Here is an 18,431-nt window from a genome sequence, read left to right as displayed (position 1 = left end):
TCTGTGTAAGAAAAAGGAGAATATAAATGGCTAAGAAACCAGAAAATAAGATTATTGTCGTAGGCGGCGGCCTTTCGGGCCTCATGGCTACGCTGAAAATCTGCGAAGGCGGCGGCAAGGTTGACCTCTTCTCTTACTGCCCGGTTAAGCGTTCGCATTCCCTCTGCGCCCAGGGCGGCATCAATGCCTGCATGGACACGAAGGGCGAGCATGATTCGATTTACGAGCATTTCGATGATACGGTTTACGGCGGCGATTTCCTCGCTGACCAGCTCGCTGTAAAGGGCATGGTTGAAGCTGCACCGAAACTCATCAAGATGTTCGACCGCATGGGCGTTCCGTTCACGCGTACGGCTGAAGGCGTTCTTGACCTCCGCAACTTCGGCGGTCAGAAAAACAAGCGCACGGTCTTCGCTGGTTCCACGACGGGCCAGCAGCTCCTCTATGCTCTCGATGAGCAGGTTCGCCGTTGGGAAGTCAAGGGCGGCGTCAAGAAGTATGAGTTCTGGGAATTCATCAAGATCATCAAGAACAAAGAGGGTATCTGCCGCGGTATCGTTGCACAGAACATGAACTCGAACGAAATCGTTTCGTTCCCGGCTGATGTCGTCATCCTCGCAACGGGCGGCCCTGGCCAGGTATACGGCCGCTGCACGGCTTCGACGATCTGCAATGGCTCGGCTGTTTCCGCTGTTTACCAGCAGGGTGCTGAACTCGGCAATCCGGAATTCCTCCAGATTCATCCGACGGCTATCCCGGGTTCCGATAAGAACCGCCTGATGTCCGAGGCCTGCCGCGGTGAAGGCGGCCGCGTCTGGGTTTACCGCAAGAACCCGCAGACGGGCGAAAAAGAGCGCTGGTACTTCCTCGAAGATATGTATCCGGCATACGGCAACCTCGTTCCGCGTGACGTTGCATCGCGTGCCATCTATAAAGTCGTTGTCCACATGGGCCTCGGCATGCACAACCCGAACCGCGTTTACCTCGACCTCTCGCACATCCCGGCTGATTACCTCGAGCGCAAGCTCGGCGGCATCCTCGAGATGTACAGCGACTTCATGGGTCAGGATCCGCGCAAGGTCCCGATGGAGATCTTCCCGTCGATCCACTATTCGATGGGCGGCATCTGGGTCGACCGCGAGCATCATACGAACATCCCGGGCCTGCTGGCTTCCGGCGAGTGCGATTACCAGTACCATGGTGCAAACCGCCTCGGTGCAAACTCGCTGCTGTCTGCAACGTATTCGGGCACGATTTCGGGCCCAGAGTCCCTGCGCCTTGCACGCAGCGGCAAGCTCGGTTCTCCGCTTACGGCAGAGGAGCTCGAGGCTGCCCGTCAGGAGTGCGTAGCAGAGTTCGACAAGATCCGCAACATGAATGGTACGGAAAATGCGCATAAGCTCCATCATGAGCTCGGCGACATCATGTACAAATACGTCTCGATTGAGCGTGATAACGATGGCCTCAAAGAGTGCGTCAAGGAACTCAAGGAAATCCTCAAGCGTTGGGACAACATCGGTGTTACGGACCATGGCACTTGGGCAAACCAGGAAGCTATGTTCGTCCGCCAGCTGCGCAACATGATCATCTATGCAATGGCCATCACGCAGTCCGCTCTGCAGCGTGACGAGAGCCGCGGTGCCCATGCTAAGATCGTCCTCAAGTCCGACTATGACAAGATGACGCCGGACCTTCAGGAGGCCCTCCATAAGAAATACGGCAAATTCCACTTCGACGAGAAGACGGGCCGTGGCACGACGGATGATGGCAACGACGACCTCGTATTCTTCGAGCGCAACGATAAGCAGTTCATGCGCACGACCATTGTCAAATTCGACCAGGAGAACGAAGAGCCGGTTGTTTCCTACCGTGAATTCGAGCACTCTCTTATCAAGCCGCGTCTGCGTAACTATGCCGTAGCTAAGAAAGAGTAAGAGGGAGGACAAATAGAAATGGCAGAACAGAAAAAAGTCAGAATCATCGTCGAGCGCCAGGACGGCCCGAAAGAGAAGCCGTATAATCAGGAGTTCGAAGTTGACTATCGTCCGGGCCTCAACATCGTTGCTGCCCTGATGGAAATCCAGAAGAATCCGGTCACTGTTGACGGCAAGAAAGTCCCGCCAGTAACGTGGGAATGCAACTGCCTCGAGAAAGTCTGCGGTGCCTGCATGATGGTCATCAACGGCAAGGCTCGTCAGGCTTGCTGCACGCTGGTTGATACGCTCAAGCAGCCGATTCACCTGCAGCCGGCACGCACGTTCCCGGTCATCCGCGACCTGCTCATCGACCGCTCCGTCATGTTCGAAAGCCTCAAACGCATTCATGGCTGGGTTGAAGTCGATGGTACGTGGGAAGTCAAGGATGCTCCAATCCAGAACCCGTACACGGCTCAGACGGCTTACGAGATTTCGCACTGCATGACCTGCGGCTGCTGCCTTGAGGCCTGCCCGAACGTTGGCCCGCAGTCCGACTTCATCGGACCGGCTCCGACGGTACAGGCTTACCTCTTCAACCTTCATCCGCTCGGAAAGTTCGACGCTCCGAAGCGCCTGAACGCACTGATGGAGAAGGGCGGCATCACGAGCTGCGGCAACAGCCAGAACTGTGTCGAAGCTTGCCCGAAGAACATCAAGCTGACGACGTATCTCGCACAGCTGAACCGCGATGTCAACAAGCAGGCCCTGAAGAATATCTTCAACCACTAATTCCTGTTGATGGTAATAAAATCCCGCATCATCTATTGATGCGGGATTTTTGTCTGCTTGATTATTTTTACAGGATTCGCTATGATAGAAACAGTATCTATAAATACGATGATAAATAAATGGAGGGAACGCTATTGTCACGCGATAAATCCCAGGAAGATATCACCCTTTTGGGCAAGAAAAATGTCAAATATCATTACGATTATTGTCCGGAGATTCTCGAGACTTTTGAGAACCGTCATCCGGACAACGATTACTGGGTTAAGTTCAACTGCCCGGAGTTTACGGCACTCTGCCCGATTACGGGACAGCCGGATTATGCGACCATCTACATTTCCTATATCCCAGGCCGCCGCATGGTGGAGAGCAAGTCTTTGAAGCTTTATCTTGTCAGCTTCCGCAATCATGGGGACTTCCATGAAGATGTGGTCAATGTCATCATGAAGGACCTCATCCGCCTTATGGACCCGAAGTATATCGAGGTCTGGGGCAAATTCCTGCCGCGCGGCGGCATCTCGATTGACCCGTACGCCAATTACGGACGTCCGGATACGAAATATGAGCGTCTGGCAGAACATCGTTTCATGGAGCACGACCTCGTAGCGATGGACAAAGTCGACAACCGCTGAGCAGAGGGGAGCAGCAGGAGTAGAAATGAAACGACAAAAGCGAATTGCCCTGGTCAATGACATCACGGGCTTTGGGCGCTGCTCGGTCACGGTGGAGCTGCCGCTGATCTCCGCGATGAAGATACAGGCCTGTCCGCTGCCGACGGCGATTCTTTCGGTTCATACGGGTTTCCCAGACCACTATCTCGATGACTACACATCGCGCATGATGCCGTATATCAAGAGCTGGGAAAAGAATGAACTTATTTTTGACGGCATCTGCACGGGCTTTTTAGGCTCGGCTGAGCAGATTGCCATCGTACTGAATTTTATCCATCGTTTCAAGAAGCCTGGGACGAAGGTGATGGTAGACCCTGTCATGGGGGATTATGGCAAACTTTATCCATCTTATACACAGGAAATGTGTGATAAAATGCGCAGTCTGCTGACCGTGGCCGATATTGTGACGCCAAATCTTACGGAGGCCTGCCAGCTTTTGGATATTCCTTATCCGGAGGATGGCATCATTGCCGATGAAGAACTCGGCCACATGGCTGAGGAACTCTCAAAGCGCGGCCCGGAGCAGGTTGTCATTACGGGACTTCATGAAAATGAGACCATCAAAAATTTCCTTTACGAAAAGGGGAAGGTCTCGCTGGTGCGCGTGCCGAAAATCGGCGGGGACCGCAGCGGCAGCGGAGATGCCTTTGCGGCTATTGTCGCTGCCAGCCTGATACGCGGTGAGCATCTGGAAGATGCCGTGAAAAAAGCATCTTCTTTTATCAGCAAGTGCCTGGCTTATGCAGAAAAGCTGGAACTGCCATGGAATTACGGTCTGCCGTTTGAGGAGTATCTTACCGAACTTCGCTGAATATGACGTTGTCAACTTGTATTTTATATCTTAGGGGGTATCATGATGATTGTCTATGCAACACATGCCGGCGGCAAATATCTGCCGCTTGATGAGTCCCTGCGCGTACAGCCGGAGGGCAAGCGCAACCTCTATGTCAATCTCACCAATCACTGCAACTGCGCCTGTACGTTCTGCCTGCGCACGATGAAACACATGGCAGAACAATCCTCTCTCTGGTATAAGGGAAAGGAACCGACCGTGGCAGAAATCGAAGCCGCCCTTGACCAAGTTCCTTGGGACTATATTAAGGAAGTTGTTTTCTGCGGCTTTGGTGAGCCGACCATGCGTCTCGATGACCTTTTGACGCTGCTTCGCTATGTCAAGAAACAGCATCCGGGTATGCCGACGCGCCTCAATACGAACGGCCTCGGTGAACTGGAGAACGGCAGGGAATTTGCCAAGGACTTTAAAGGCATTCTCGACACGGTTTCCATCAGCCTCAACGCTTCAAACGCGGAGCGCTACCTGAAACTCACGCGTGCAAAATTCGGCATCGGTTCGTACGAGGCCATGCTGACCTTTGCCCAGCACTGCAAACCGTATGTGCCTCATGTCGTCCTGACAATCGTCGACCATGTCGAAGGCCCTGAGGAAATCGAAAAGTGCCGGAAAATCTGCGAGGACAGGGGACTTACACTGCGCGTCCGTCCTTATGAAGATTCATAAAGATTCTTCAAGCAGAAACTCTGTTATCAAATGTGTAGCAAAATAAAAAAAGGCAGGGCCTGAAAGCCTTGCCGCATAAAGGGTATAATAAAAGCGGCTTACATTCTCTCGTAATGTAAGCCGCTTTATATGTAGTTAACCATAAATAATGTGATCCTTCTTCAATATTCTGTTGTCAGTAGGCAAATTTCCCTCGCGACCAGGAACTTTGCAAATATCTCATGCTCAGCTGAAACAATTGTGATCTCAAAACCACTTTGTGCACATCCGGTTCATCTTGGTACGTTACCGATAACATAGGAGATACCGACTACTTCTCGATGGATACTAGATGACTTTACTTAACCCAGGGCTGCTTCGCTTCAATCCAATTACTGACGCTGCGCTCCAGACTTCCAATGGCATCGAGCACGACTGGCGGCCCCTGGCCATCATCACGTGCATTCCCCGCCTGCTGGATATTATTGTACTTCACCAATGCGCTTGCTAGTCAGGATGGAAAGAAGTTTTGCTCATCATAATCTTCAATAACCATCCACATCCTTTCGTGTAGGGTTTTGAAGAGTGCCTTTTTCGGCAGGACAGACACCTGCAACTTTTCGACCTCCAGGACTACTCGGTGGTGGTTTGTATGTCCATCTCCTCTTTACATTTATATTATAACATGACTGTCAGATAATTGCAATGCTTTACATAAAACTGACAAAAATAAATTATTTCTGCTACATTGTGTCAATTTATAGTATAATAAAAAGAAGAATATTCGATATCGGAAAAGGAAAGAGGGTTCTTTTATGAAACATCTGATTATTGTCCGTGGCGGCGGCGAACTGGGCAGCGGCATTGCGCATTGTCTGCACCGTGCAGGCTTCCGTGTGCTGATTTTAGAGCAGAAAAAGCCGACAGCAACACGGCGCAAAGTTTCTTTTTCAGATGCCATGTACCGTGGTGAGACAGAAGTAGAGCGCGTCATCTGTCACAAGGCAAAGAACCTTTCCGATGCGCAGAAACGCCTGAAAAAGGGTGATGTCATGATGATCGCGGATCCAGATGCGCAATGTGTGGCGGAATTGAAACCGGATGTCGTTGTTGATGCCATTGTAGCACATGAGAACCACGGCATGAAGAAGGACATGGCGGAACATACAATTGCCCTTGGCCCTGGTTTTTGTGCGGGACGCGATGTCGATGTAGTCGTGGAAACGGGCCGCGGGCATAATCTGGGCCGTCTCATCTATGAGGGATATTCATCAAAGGATGCGGATCACGGCAATGGCACAGTTGGGGAATCTCCGAATATTGAACACCTTGTCTTTGCCCCCGCCGATGGGCGCGTTGAGATGCTGCGGACGATTTCCCTGATGGTCCGCAAGGGAGAAGTGATCGGTCATCTCCATACGAAAGGTGAGGAACAAGAAGGGGCCATTGAAATCAAGGCGACGATTGACGGCGTTCTGCGCGGCGCGATTTACGACGGCATCAAGGTGTCGGCAGGACAGAAAATCGCGGACATCCATCCGACGATGGGGCAGGAAGAGTGCTATACGATATCCGATAAGGCGCGCTGCATTGGCGGCTCCGTTCTCGAAGCTGTCATGGCCTGGGAGAGCAAACGACCAAAGCACCGTCTTTTTGGCCGTTCTTAATGACGTTTCATAATCCGTGACTTATGCAGGCACGCTTTATAAAAGGAGGGGCAGACGATGTTTCAGGAGGGATGGCAGGCGTTGCTTGATTTTCTATTCCCGCCGCACTGCCCTGTCTGCCATGCGTATGTCCCGCGAAGTGGAGAATGGTGCGCATCCTGTCTGCAGGATGCGCAGAAGCCTCATATGATATTGCTGCCTGTGCCCATGCGCTCTTTAATTGGAACGGCATGGGCGCTTGGTGTATATCGGGGCGGACTGCGCAGTCTTATTCATGCACTGAAATACAAGAAACAGCGCAGCACGCTGCCATATATTGAGACCTTCTTGCAGCAGACAGGGCTGGTCCTTGCGGATGATTATGATTTTGCCGTACCTGTGCCGCTTCACAGGCAGAGAGAAAAATGGCGCGGGTTCAATCAGGTCGAGGTTATTTTCCGCAGCTGGCTGGCCGCCAAGGGCATTCCTCTCAGGCGTGCCCTCGTACGAACGAAAAAAACAGCGCCGCTTTATGACCATACGCCGCAGGAACGGCGCGAGATCCTGAGTCAGGCCTTTGCCCTGTCGGATGATGCCGCCGTGGCAGGCAGGAATATTCTGCTGCTCGACGATATCCTGACGACAGGTGCGACACTTTTTGCCTGTGCTGCTGTTTTGAAACGTGCTGGTGCTGCGCGCGTTGACGTTCTTGTTTTTGCCAGTGATCACCGCTGAACAAGTTAAAGTGTATCTTTAATGTATATTTTTGTACCTTTCAGTTGTAACATTGTATACATATGTTGTATAATATAAGAATCCGCTTTTCTGTACATGTTTTTTTATGCATTTCGTACATTTCCGTACATTATGGTATTAATCCACGATATAAGGGGGCTTTCACTTGATGATGAATGGTGCAGAGGCTGTGCTTACCAGTCTTAAAAATGAAGGTGTGGACGTTGTTTTTGGCTATCCTGGCGGTGCTGTGCTTACGCTGTATGATGCTGTTTACAGAATGAAATTCCCGCATGTGCTGACGCGCCATGAGCAGGGAGCTGTGCATGCGGCTGACGGCTATGCGCGGGCTACAGGCAAAGTCGGTGTCGTCTTTGCCACGTCCGGTCCTGGTGCGACGAATCTGGTCACGGGCATTTCCACAGCTTATACGGATTCTGTTCCTTTGGTCTGTATCACGGGGCAGGTGGCAAATCCGTACATTGGCAAGGATTCTTTCCAGGAAGCTGATGTCTGCGGCATCACGACGCCAATCACGAAACACAATTATCTCGTCAAGAACGTCAAAGACCTGCCGCGCGTCCTCAAGGAAGCTTTCTATATTGCGAGAACGGGACGTCCGGGGCCTGTGGTTATAGATGTAGCTAAGGATGTATTTGACACAAAATTTGACTACGTTTATCCGGATTCGGTTCATCTGCGCGGCTACAGCGGCGAGAATATCGGCGATGAAAAGGAAATTGACGCAGTAGTCGAGGCCATTCGTGCAGCCAAGAAGCCACTGATTTTTGCCGGCGGCGGCGTCATCATTTCGGAAACCTCGTCTGTGCTCTGTGATATCGTCAGACGCCTCGGTGTGCCGAGTACGGCAACGCTGCTTGGTCTCGGCGCAATCCCTGCGGATGAAAAGGGATTTTTGAGTTTTGCCGGCATGCATGGTTCCTATGGCGCCAATATGGCCATCCAGGAATGCGACCTGCTGCTCTGTATTGGCATGCGCTTCAGCGACCGCGTCACCGGCAAAGTCTCCGAATTTGCCCCGCACGCTAAGGTGGTTCATTTTGAGATTGACCGCGCCGAAGTCAATAAGAATGTCAAGGCGGATTACCGCGTTCTCGGCGATCTCAGCTGGTCCCTTCCCATTCTGCGCGATAAACTCGCAGCCTGCCCGGATGATTTTCAGAAGGCATTTGCTCCGTGGCTGGAACATGCCCTGGAAACGGCTGCAAAACATCCATTTGGCTATCAGGAAGAGGGCGACGCGATTAAGCCGGGTGCGCTCATCAGCAAGATCAGTGGGCTCTCGAGCCGTGATGCGATTGGCGTTACGGATGTCGGACAGCATCAGATGTGGGCGGCGCAGTTCTTCAAGGTTTATAAGCCGCGCCATTTCCTGACCTCAGGCGGTCAGGGTACGATGGGCTATGGCCTGCCTGCTGCTCTCGGCGCCAAAGTCGGCTGCCCGGATTCCCCCGTCATCCTGTTCACGGGTGATGGCAGTATCATGATGAACTGTCAGGAATTTGCAACCATTGCAGACAACGATATTGATGTAAAAGTCGTAGTCATCCGCAATGAGATTCTCGGCATGGTCGGCCAGTGGCAGCGCTTGTTCTACAATCATCATTATTCGCAGTCCGAGCTCAAGGGCAAGACGGATCTTGTCAAACTGGCCGAGGCCATGGGCGTGAAAGGCTATCGCCTGACAAAGAAGGAGGAACTTGAGACAAAACTGCCGGCTATCATGGCGGAAAAAGGTGCAGCCCTCATCGATGTCGTCATTCCGGAAGAAGAGGATGTCCTGCCGATGGTTCCGGGCGGCAAACGCCTTGACCAGATGGTGCTGGGCAATCTTTGATAGAGGCATGAGGAGGAAAACGAGATGAAAAAATATCTGCTTGCTGTACTCGTGGATAATAAACCAGGCGTCCTGACGCACGTATCGGGTCTTATCAGCCGCCGTGCTTTTAATATTGAGAGTATTTCTGCCGGCTACACGGAAGAGCCGGACGTCACGCGCATCAATATTGTGGTTTCTGTTGAGTCGGAAGCTGAACTTGACCAGGTCATTCAGCAGCTCAACAAACTCATCGACGTCATCAAGATTGTCAATCTGACACAGGAAGATTCGATTGAGCGGGAACTCGTGCTCATCAAGGTAAAAGCTACCCGTGAAACGCGCAGCGATATCATCAATGTCGTCAATATCTTCCGCGCCAATATCGTTGATGTAAATCCGGAGGATGTCGTCATCGAACTGACGGGTTCGCAGAGCAAGATTGACGGTCTCTGTCAGATCCTTGCGGAGTACGGAATCATCGAGATCGCAAGGACGGGTGCCATTGCACTTTCCCGCGGCCCGGTGCCGGTCAAGAATATGTAAGACATGAAATGATATGTGCCTGTTTCCTTGTTTGTTTTTAGGAAACAGGCATTTTTATATTTTGACAATGATAACCATTAGTGATAGAATTTAAAGGAGTCAAGGGGATGGTCCCTTTGCTATTACGATGAGTCAGGAGTGAAGCTCCGCTTGTTTGAAATGAAGGAGGATGGATTAGGATGTTCCAGAAGACTGATTTTTGGATTGGCCTTGCAGTAGGTGCTGTTGCAGGCATCTTCGGCTACCGCTTCATGCAGGAGCGTGAGCAGCAGATGGCAGCTCTGCAGCCGGCTGCTCCGGCTGGTGAAATTCCTCTCGCTGAACTTCAGCGCCAGAAGGAAGAGCTCGAAGATCTCATTGCGGCTCAGGAAGCCAAGAAAAACTAATTTTCTTGCGAAAGGGGGAGACTGCCAGTTCGTTTGGCAGTCTCTTTCTGTAAGAGCAGTTTTGAGGGATAGGGATGGATTGCGCATTCATCGCGTGTAACTAGGAGGAAGTATTTTGAACCTTATGGGAAGTTTGCAGATCCCTACAAATAAATTGGACCTGTTCATCCGCTCCGTTGAGATTTCATCGTATTTACCAGGACGTATCCGCCTGCGCAGCAAAAAATTGCTTGGCAATCTGGAGCTGGAACGTCAGGTACAGCAGCAGCTCAATGCCTTTGCGGAGATTGAACGCGTGGAGACGAGTATCGTAACAGGGTCGATCCTGATTCATTATGAGCCGGAAAAACTCCGCAGAAATCACGATCTGCGCAAAGTAGAGGAATATATCATGACGCATGCAAGGAGGAAATAACCTATGTCATACGTATCGGGATTCATGATGGGCGCCGCAATCGGCAAGGGCATCCGCCAGTTCTTTAGCGGCAGTCCTGCACAAGGCCGGAATATGCAGGCAGCAAGGCGCACTGCAGGAAAAATGAACAGAGCAGTCAGCACGGCCAAAGGGCAGAAAACGCTGCCGACTTTTGCCCTGGTTTCTGCGCTGCCGGGACGCCGCCGTTACCGTGCCGGGAAAATAGCGCCGTCTATGGCAAAAATGCTGGAAGAGAGCCTTGCCCGCCTTGATTTTGTAGAAAGCATTGCGGTCAATGCTTTAAGCGGCAGCATCTTGATTACTTTTGCTGAGAAGGATGCAGTTCGTGTCGATGGCCTCGCTGCCTGGCTCGAAGAGCGTTTCTTCCGCATTCCGGCCGCCGAAGCCGCTGAAAAAGCAGAAGCCGCGGCCATCGATGAGTCGCATGCCGGCGGCATCACGCGCAGTGTGCGCAATTCGGGCCGTGCTTTTTCGGCCTGGATCAACCGCCATACCTGCGGTTGGTTTGATATGAGCTCACTCGCTTCGCTGCTTTTTGCCCTGCGCGGTCTGCGCAAGATGCTCATGACCTATAGTTCCCCATCGGGAGCACAGATGCTCTGGTGGGCGTTGTCTCTGATGAGAGGATGGCGTACAGTATGATGTACGGAAGTTGTTATTTGAATCTGCAGATGGCACTGCCGCGTGAAGAACGCGCGAAGCTTGCCGCTGCGATACGCCGCTACCGCATGGTCAAGGCCGTGGCAGTTATGGAAAAGAGAGTACAAATCTGGTACTGCGGGACTTTGCCGATTCGTGAAATCCAAAATTTGGCCATTGAAACTGTGACGCGGGCAAAGGAAGCTGCTGTTACGCCGTCTGAGCGCCTTGCCGAATATCGCCGTGATGCCCTGTTTTCGCTGGCAAGTTTTGCCGGCATGGAAGTCCTCAAGCGCACGTCGCCGCAGCTCTTCCTGAGCATGAAGGTGGTGCGCAGCCTGCTCGTTTTGGCCATTGCCCGCAAATTCATCCAAAACGGCGTGCAGGGAATGGTCAGGGACCATCGCCCAAATGCCGATACATTGACGGCCACGGCTGTCATTGCTTCGGTGCTGGCTGGCAAGCCGGAGTCGAGCCTGACACTTCTGGCCATCTCGAACGGTGCGGAGATGCTCACGAGCTATGCGGCAGAACGCGCGCGCAGTCACATCTCAGGCCTGCTGTCGATGGACCAGCGCTACGTATGGCTGGTTGACGGTGAGACGGAACGCAAAGTTCCCATTGAACAGGTCAAGGCCGGCGATGTTATCGCGGCGCATACCGGTGAGAAAATCGTCATCGATGGCCATGTGCTGCGCGGCGATGCTGCCATCAACCAGGCGTCCATCACAGGTGAATCGAACCCGGCTATGAAGCATAAGGGTTCGCCTGTTTATGCAGGCTCTGTTGTGGAAGCCGGCGAACTCGTCATTGCCGTTGAAAAAGTCGGCAAAGATACGAGCCTCGCGCATATTGTCCATCTCGTTGAAGAAGCACAGACACGCAAGGCACCGGTACAGAATTTTGCCGACCAGATGGCCAATTTTCTCGTGCCGATTTCCTTCCTCGGCGCAGCCATCGTTTACGGTGCAACGCGGGACTGGCAGCGCGTGCTCAACCTGCTCTTCATTGATTTCTCCTGCGGCCTGAAGCTTTCGACCGCTACGGCCATTTCCGCGGCTATCGGCGCAGCAGCAAAACGCGGCATTCTCGTCAAAGGTGGCAACTATATTGAAGCTTTGGCCGAGACCGATACGGTCGTGCTCGATAAGACGGGCACGCTGACCATTGGTGTACCGCAGATTTCCTTTGTCAAGACAGCACAGGGCGTTACGGAAAAAGAGGCCGTGCTGCTCGCTGCTTCGGCTGAGATGCATTCCGTGCATCCTCTGGCTGTGGCCATTCAGAAATACGTTAAGGAAAAGAAATGGGAAACGCCGCATCATAAGACGTCGCAGACCATTGTGGCCCGCGGCATGCAGGCAGAAGTCCCCGATTTTGAAGGCTTCAAGGGCGGCGTAGTCCGCGTCGGCAGCAGAAAATTCTTGGCCGAGAATGGCATCGTCGATGACGAAGCGCTTGATGCGGGCCTCACGAGCAAGAATCTTCTCTATGTCGCAAGAGACCAAAAGCTTATCGGTGTCATCGGCATTGAGGATCCGATTCGTCCAAAGATGAAGAAGACGCTCAATCAGATGCGCCGTTACGGCATCGATGAGATTGTCATGCTTACAGGCGACAGCAAGGCCGTGGCACAGGAAGTTGCCCGCAGCATGGATATCGATTCGTATCATGCGGAGATTTTGCCCGAGGATAAGTCGGACTATGTCAACAAGCTCAAACAGCGCGGCACGGTCATGATGGTCGGCGATGGCATCAACGATGCACCGGCTCTGGCTTTTGCCGATGTCGGTGTATCCCTCGGCGGCCGTCAGACCGATATTGCAGCAGAATCTTCGGCCGTGACGATCCATTCGGAAGATCCGTCACGCCTGATGGAAGCCCTGCAGCTGGGACGCCGCACGATGGATCTCGTGCAGCAGAACTTCATGGCCACGATTCTCGTCAACAGCGGCGCGATGCTTCTCGGCGCTCTTGGCAAGATCAACCCGCTTTGGGCCGCGGTCATTCACAATACGGCAACACTGGCTGTTGTCCTCAACAGCTGCCGCATCCTGAGACCGCAGAAAAAAGCCTTTATCAGCCGCCGCAGAAGAGCGTAAAAAAGAAAAATATTTCTTAAAATCTTTAGCCGGATTCGTTCGGCTAAAGATTTTTTGCTTAAATGCCTGAAAACTTTAGCAATAAAAAAATTACTTGCACTTTAACTCCTTTCCTTATATACTGTCTTATAGACGTTCTATTTTCTTCGCATATCTGCATTTAGAGAACGGACATCTACAGTGTTATTCTATTTTTCAGTAAGGGGATTATCTTATGGCTTTCCAGGACAAGACACTCACGTGCAAAGAATGCGGCAAAGAATTCATATTCACCGCTGGTGAACAGGAATTCTACGCAGAAAAGGGCTTTGAGAATGAGCCGGCCCGCTGCCGTGACTGCCGTGACAAGCGCCGCCGCAGCCGCGAGGGTGGCGAGCAGCGCCAGATGTACAAGGTTATCTGTGCAGATTGCGGTAAAGAAACGGAAGTTCCGTTTGAACCGAAAAACGACCGTCCGGTATACTGCCGTGACTGCTTCAACAAGAGAAAAGCACAGCATTGAGATCATGGTGAAAATGTTTGCATGAGACTAGCATAATTATACTAACTATGTTATAATAGGGCATGCAAGTGAGCAATGAGGCCCGGAGGAATATTCCGGGCCTCATTGTCTGAAAGAATCTATGAAAACCTATGAGAGAGAGGGATTTTGTATGAAACTCAAGAAATTACTGGTCCTCCTGGCAGCCTGCGTCTTTGCGACGCTGGCACTGGCTGGCTGCGGCGGCAGCAGCTCGTCCTCGTCGGGCAGCAGCTCGAGCGCGAAAGTGCTCAAGGTTGGTTCGTCCATCGACTTTGCGCCGTTCGAATTCCAGGATGAAGGACAGAAAGAATATCAGGGCTTTGATATGGACCTGATTCGTGCCATCGGCAAAGAGATGGGCTACGATGTCGAAATTCAGAACATCGGCTTTGATGGCCTGATTCCGGCTCTGCAGGCTAAGAACATCGATGTCATCATCTCGGGCATGACGATCAATGATGAGCGTAAAGAGAATGTCCTGTTCTCGGATCCGTATTATCAGTCCGGCCTGACGATGGTTGTCCGTGCAGACGAACAGGGCATCAAGACGTTCCAGGACCTCAAGGGCAAGAAAGTCGCGGTTCAGATCGGCACGACGAGTGCTGAGGCTGTCAAGAAGCTCGGCGGCGTTGAAGTCAAAGAGCTCAACACGCCGGCTGACTGCTTCATGGAACTCAAGGGTCACGGTGTAGATGCCGTTGTCAACGACCGTCCGGTCAACGACTATTACATCCAGAAGAGCGGCGAGACGGGTGTCAAAGCTCTTGACGAGAAGCTGACGGCTGAGGATTACGGTATCGCTATGGCTAAGGACAACACGGAGCTGCAGTCCAAGGTCAATGAAGCGCTGAAGAAACTCAAGGAAAATGGCGAATACGACAAGATTTTCCAGAAATGGTTCGGCAACAGCAGCAAATAATCGCGTAATCACGATTCCTGCATAAAAAAGCATCACGTCCCCGCGGCGTGATGCTTTTTTCTTTTTCCTCGTTGACAGGAGTCAAGGCAGGAAATATAATAAGAATCAGGTTTTTCTATGCAATGAATATTTATAAATCCGAATGGTAAGGTGAAAGCAAATGCATTTTAACTTCGATTTGGTTGTGAATTCCTTCCCGCTGCTCTTAGTCGGTGCAGGCGTCACAATCAAAATCACGGCCCTTTCTGTGGCACTCGGTGTTGTCATCGGTCTTTTTGTCGGCATTGCGCGCATTTCGAGCATCCGCATCCTGCGCATCTTCGCGGCAATTTACGTTGATTTCTTCCGCGGCACGCCGCTGCTCGTGCAGATCTTCCTCGTTTACTTTGCTCTGCCGGTCATTACGGGGCAGCGTGTTGACCCGTTTGTGGCTGCTATCGGCTCCTGCGGCATCAACTCCGGTGCTTATGTCGCTGAGATTTTCCGCGCAGGCATTCAGTCCATCGATAAGGGGCAGATGGAAGCCGGACGTTCTCTTGGCATGACCTGGGGACAGACGATGCGCTACATCATTGTGCCGCAGGCTTTTAAGCGCGTCATACCGCCACTCGGCAATGAGTTCATCGCTTTGCTGAAGGATTCTTCCCTTGTTTCCGTCATCGGTTTTGAAGAACTCACGCGCCGCGGCCAGCTGATCATTGCCAAGACGTATGGTTCTTTGGAAATCTGGCTCAGCGTTGCTGTCATTTACCTGGCCATGACCCTGACGATTTCGCAGTTTGTGGCCTATCTGGAGAGGAGGTACAAGACGGATGATCGACATTGAGAATCTTAAAAAATCGTTCGGCGACGTGGAGGTCCTCAAGGGAATCACGCTGACCATTAAGGAAAAAGAAGTCGTCGTCATCATCGGACCATCCGGTTCCGGCAAGAGTACGCTTTTGCGCTGCATGAATTATCTCGAGCAGCCGACTTCCGGCAAAGTCAGCGTCGATGGAATTGTACTCGACGGGGAAGCGAATATCAATAAGGTGCGCGAGGAAGTCGGCATGGTCTTCCAGCGCTTCAATCTGTTCCCGCATATGACCGTGCTGCAGAATATCATGCTGGCACCCATCAAGGTCCGCCATATATCGAAACAGGAAGCAGAAGATACGGCACGCAAACTTTTGGCACGTGTCGGCCTCGCCGACAAGGCCGAGTCTTATCCGAGTCAGCTCTCAGGCGGCCAGCAGCAGCGCGTGGCCATTGCCCGTGCACTGGCTATGAAGCCGAAAGTCATGCTCTTTGATGAGCCGACGTCGGCCCTCGACCCGGAAATGGTCGGCGAAGTCCTCGACGTCATGCGCAAACTTGCTGAAGAGGGCATGACGATGGTCATTGTCACGCATGAGATGGGCTTTGCCCGTGAAGTCGGCGACCGTTTGCTCTTTGTCGACGATGGCCGCATCATCGAGCAGGGTGACCCGAAGGAAGTTTTCGAGCATCCGCAGGAAGAACGCACGCGTCTGTTCCTGTCGAAAGTCCTCTGATAGGGAAAAGCCGGAGTTTTGTTCAATTGTATACATGACGCCTGTGTCAAGTATGTCATTGACAATGCAGGGCCTGCTCGGTATAATCAGATTTGAGTCGGGATGTGTCGATATCCTGACGGTTCGCTGTTTGGTTTAGGAGGAATCATTATGGTTGGCAAAGTAAAATGGTTCAGCCCTGAGAAAGGCTATGGCTTCATCGCACGCGAGGGTGGAGACGATGTTTTCGTTCACTTCTCCGCAATCCAGGATGAAGGTTTCAAGACGCTCAATGAAGGTCAGGACGTAGAGTTCGAGATTGTAGAAGGAGCGCGCGGCCCGCAGGCTGCCAACGTCATCAAGACGGCATAAAAGTCAATTGCGAAAGCCAGGTTCTGTAAAGGACCTGGCTTTTCTTGATGTTTGGGGAAATATGGCGCGCGGGCAAGTTTCTGATTTTTTATAAAATAATCGCATGATAAAGAAGGGATTCGCGCGGCTATGGCGAATACTACAAATATAAAACAGAAGCGGTCAGAATACAGTGCATCTGATGTCAAAGTGTAAAGTCTGACGTTCTGCTTTACTCGATAAATTGTGCCGTTCGTCGGCATAGAATAAGAAAGGGGATGTGTCTTATGGCAACATTCACTGTAAGAGGCAAGAATATCGAGATTACTCCGTCCCTGCGCGAATACGTAGAGAAACGCGTCGGCAAAGTCACGAAATACTTTGATACGGTAGGGGATATCAAGGTGCTGCTGACGGTATCGAAGGGACGCCACATCGTAGAGGTAACCGTACCAATCCCAGGCGGTATCCTGCTGCGCGGTGAAGAATCGACGATGGATATGTACACGTCCATTGACCTTGTCGTCGAGAAACTCGAGCGCCAGATTCACAAACAGAAGACGAAACTCGCCCGCCGTCTGCGTTCGGGTCAGTTCAAGACAGAGGAACTCAAAGCAAGTCCGATGCCGGATGCAAAAGATGAGAGCGATACGTATAAAGTCGTCAAGACGAAGAAATTCATCGTGAAACCGATGGATGTTCAGGAAGCCATCATGGAGATGAATCTTCTGAATCATAATTTCTTTGTATTCCGCGATGCCCAGACGGAAGATGTCAATGTCGTTTATCGCCGCAACGATGGCAACTATGGCCTCATTGAATCGGGCAATTGACAGGTGAATGAATAAGACACAAGGGAGCCTCCTGCAGGCTCCTTTTTTATGCGCAATTTGCGCTTTACATTTTCGCAAGGGCGCTCTTTGGCAGGGAGATTGTCATACGGCGGTTCCTGCGCTATAATGTGCGCTGTAGCTGTCATGACTTTCCTGCAGTAAAAACGAGGTGCGTAGTTTGAAATACATCATTATCAATGCTGATGATTTTGGCCGTCATGAAGACATCAACGCGGCCGTGGCAAAAGGTCTTGTGGAAGGATGCCTGCGTTCAGCGACCGTCATGCCGGGAGGCAGGGCTTTTGCAGGAGCCATAGAACTGGCGCGCCATCATAAAGAGCTTGGACTTGGGGTTCATTTTACGCTGGTGGACGGCCGGCCCATCCTGCCGCCCGCAGAGATTCCCTCTCTGGTGACGGAACACGGCCTCTTTTATCCGGACCATAATGCGTTTCTCAAACATTATCTGCAGGGAAAAGTCAATTTTGAGGAAGTTCGGCAGGAACTTGCCGCTCAACTCAGCAAGGTCGAAGGTACGGGGGTACCCATTTCGCATGTCGACAGCCACCAGCACATGCATACACTGCCGGGCATCATCGACATTGTTCTCGATTTGACGAAAGCAGCCGGCATTCGGGCGATGCGCACGCCCTGCACGCCTGTTTTTGCAGGCCATTTTGGCGGTCTTGGGCAGCTGGTCGGCCGGCTCGGACTCAGCACACTGGCACGTCTTTCGGCATATAAGGCAAAAAAGCGCGGCATCCTGACGCCCAATCATTTTGCCGGCATTGTCGCCGGAGAAGCCGTGAGCGAAAAAGAACTCCTGCAGGTGGTAGAACATCTGCAGCCTGGTACGACTGAGGTCATGATGCATCCGGGCATCCATAATGAAATTCTGCAGCAGGACAGCGGCTGGCAGCATGACTTTGAGGAAGAACTGCGCGCGATTACTTCAAAAGAGGTTCGTCAGGCCATGGAAAAGAGAAAAATCTGCCCCGTGAATTTCCGCCATCTCTACGGCGGTGTCTGAACGGTGCGGCATAATATAGAAGCAAAGAGAATTAAGGAAAGCATAACAAAGGGGAAATTGACTTAT

The 18,431-nt window shown here is 51.9% G+C and carries 21 protein-coding genes; 20 read left to right on the top strand and 1 reads right to left on the bottom strand.

Annotation, left to right across the window (positions count from 1 at the left end):
• The first annotated feature begins 26 nt into the window (after positions 1-26).
• The 5 genes from sdhA to ACE419_RS02545 all read left to right on the top strand — a co-directional run bounded on the left by sdhA (position 27) and on the right by ACE419_RS02545 (position 4,892).
• A complete protein-coding gene (gene sdhA, locus ACE419_RS02565) occupies positions 27-1,934 on the top strand; it encodes a succinate dehydrogenase flavoprotein subunit (protein ID WP_435720900.1) in 1,908 nt (635 codons plus the stop codon).
• A gap of 18 nt (positions 1,935-1,952) precedes the next feature.
• Positions 1,953-2,705 carry a succinate dehydrogenase iron-sulfur subunit gene (gene sdhB, locus ACE419_RS02560; RefSeq protein ID WP_295631361.1) on the top strand — a complete coding sequence of 251 codons (753 nt, stop codon included), beginning with the start codon at positions 1,953-1,955 and terminating at the stop codon, positions 2,703-2,705.
• A gap of 134 nt (positions 2,706-2,839) precedes the next feature.
• The gene (gene queF / locus ACE419_RS02555; RefSeq protein ID WP_036374105.1) at positions 2,840-3,334 is read left to right on the top strand and encodes a preQ(1) synthase; all 495 of its coding nucleotides are present in this window, start codon (positions 2,840-2,842) and stop codon (positions 3,332-3,334) included.
• A 25-nt stretch (positions 3,335-3,359) separates the two neighbouring features.
• Positions 3,360-4,184 (top strand): pyridoxamine kinase, encoded by an 825-nt coding sequence (locus ACE419_RS02550; protein ID WP_435720899.1) that lies wholly within the window; start codon positions 3,360-3,362, stop codon positions 4,182-4,184.
• 45 nt (positions 4,185-4,229) lie between these two features.
• Complete coding sequence (locus ACE419_RS02545) at positions 4,230-4,892, top strand: TatD family nuclease-associated radical SAM protein (RefSeq protein ID WP_435720978.1); 663 nt, start codon at positions 4,230-4,232, stop codon at positions 4,890-4,892.
• Between the two features lie 337 nt (positions 4,893-5,229).
• Here the strand turns inward: ACE419_RS02545 and ACE419_RS02540 are convergent, their stop codons facing one another.
• Positions 5,230-5,367, bottom strand: coding sequence for a hypothetical protein (locus tag ACE419_RS02540; protein WP_432646875.1), 138 nt, complete (start codon positions 5,365-5,367; stop codon positions 5,230-5,232).
• A gap of 319 nt (positions 5,368-5,686) precedes the next feature.
• On the opposite strand from ACE419_RS02540, the gene yqeB reads away from it, so the two are divergent.
• The 15 genes from yqeB to ACE419_RS02465 all read left to right on the top strand — a co-directional run bounded on the left by yqeB (position 5,687) and on the right by ACE419_RS02465 (position 18,365).
• Entirely contained in the window at positions 5,687-6,538 is an 852-nt protein-coding gene (gene yqeB / locus ACE419_RS02535; RefSeq protein ID WP_435720898.1) for a selenium-dependent molybdenum cofactor biosynthesis protein YqeB, read from the top strand.
• A 57-nt stretch (positions 6,539-6,595) separates the two neighbouring features.
• Positions 6,596-7,252 (top strand): ComF family protein, encoded by a 657-nt coding sequence (locus tag ACE419_RS02530; RefSeq protein WP_435720897.1) that lies wholly within the window; start codon positions 6,596-6,598, stop codon positions 7,250-7,252.
• Positions 7,253-7,421: 169 nt separating this feature from the next.
• On the top strand, positions 7,422-9,110 hold the full coding sequence (gene ilvB, locus ACE419_RS02525; protein ID WP_432646881.1) for a biosynthetic-type acetolactate synthase large subunit: 1,689 nt from the start codon (positions 7,422-7,424) through the stop codon (positions 9,108-9,110).
• 24 nt (positions 9,111-9,134) lie between these two features.
• Complete coding sequence (gene ilvN, locus ACE419_RS02520) at positions 9,135-9,635, top strand: acetolactate synthase small subunit (protein ID WP_432646873.1); 501 nt, start codon at positions 9,135-9,137, stop codon at positions 9,633-9,635.
• Between the two features lie 179 nt (positions 9,636-9,814).
• Positions 9,815-10,021, top strand: coding sequence for a hypothetical protein (locus ACE419_RS02515; protein ID WP_320834859.1), 207 nt, complete (start codon positions 9,815-9,817; stop codon positions 10,019-10,021).
• Between the two features lie 124 nt (positions 10,022-10,145).
• On the top strand, positions 10,146-10,436 hold the full coding sequence (locus ACE419_RS02510) for an HMA2 domain-containing protein (protein WP_432646872.1): 291 nt from the start codon (positions 10,146-10,148) through the stop codon (positions 10,434-10,436).
• A gap of 3 nt (positions 10,437-10,439) precedes the next feature.
• On the top strand, positions 10,440-11,099 hold the full coding sequence (locus ACE419_RS02505; RefSeq protein ID WP_432646871.1) for an HMA2 domain-containing protein: 660 nt from the start codon (positions 10,440-10,442) through the stop codon (positions 11,097-11,099).
• Positions 11,096-13,198 (top strand): heavy metal translocating P-type ATPase, encoded by a 2,103-nt coding sequence (locus ACE419_RS02500; protein WP_435720896.1) that lies wholly within the window; start codon positions 11,096-11,098, stop codon positions 13,196-13,198. Before ACE419_RS02505 ends, ACE419_RS02500 begins: the two co-directional genes overlap by 4 nt.
• Positions 13,199-13,412: 214 nt before the next feature.
• Positions 13,413-13,700, top strand: a complete 288-nt coding sequence (locus ACE419_RS02495) for a zinc-ribbon domain containing protein (RefSeq protein ID WP_295631383.1) — start codon at positions 13,413-13,415, stop codon at positions 13,698-13,700.
• Between the two features lie 151 nt (positions 13,701-13,851).
• On the top strand, positions 13,852-14,640 hold the full coding sequence (locus ACE419_RS02490) for a basic amino acid ABC transporter substrate-binding protein (RefSeq protein WP_432646870.1): 789 nt from the start codon (positions 13,852-13,854) through the stop codon (positions 14,638-14,640).
• Positions 14,641-14,800: 160 nt separating this feature from the next.
• A complete protein-coding gene (locus ACE419_RS02485) occupies positions 14,801-15,466 on the top strand; it encodes an amino acid ABC transporter permease (protein WP_432646869.1) in 666 nt (221 codons plus the stop codon).
• Positions 15,453-16,172 (top strand): amino acid ABC transporter ATP-binding protein, encoded by a 720-nt coding sequence (locus ACE419_RS02480; RefSeq protein ID WP_435720895.1) that lies wholly within the window; start codon positions 15,453-15,455, stop codon positions 16,170-16,172. The genes ACE419_RS02485 and ACE419_RS02480 overlap by 14 nt, the downstream gene beginning before the upstream one ends.
• A 150-nt stretch (positions 16,173-16,322) precedes the next feature.
• Positions 16,323-16,523, top strand: a complete 201-nt coding sequence (locus ACE419_RS02475; RefSeq protein WP_005841449.1) for a cold shock domain-containing protein — start codon at positions 16,323-16,325, stop codon at positions 16,521-16,523.
• Between the two features lie 266 nt (positions 16,524-16,789).
• On the top strand, positions 16,790-17,335 hold the full coding sequence (hpf, locus tag ACE419_RS02470; protein WP_432646867.1) for a ribosome hibernation-promoting factor, HPF/YfiA family: 546 nt from the start codon (positions 16,790-16,792) through the stop codon (positions 17,333-17,335).
• Positions 17,336-17,504: 169 nt separating this feature from the next.
• Entirely contained in the window at positions 17,505-18,365 is an 861-nt protein-coding gene (locus ACE419_RS02465) for a ChbG/HpnK family deacetylase (RefSeq protein ID WP_435720894.1), read from the top strand.
• The last annotated feature ends 66 nt before the right edge of the window (positions 18,366-18,431 follow it).

The organism is Mitsuokella apri (assembly GCF_047974105.1).
GTDB lineage: Bacteria > Bacillota > Negativicutes > Selenomonadales > Selenomonadaceae > Mitsuokella.
This window is presented reverse-complemented; position numbering and strand designations above follow the sequence as displayed.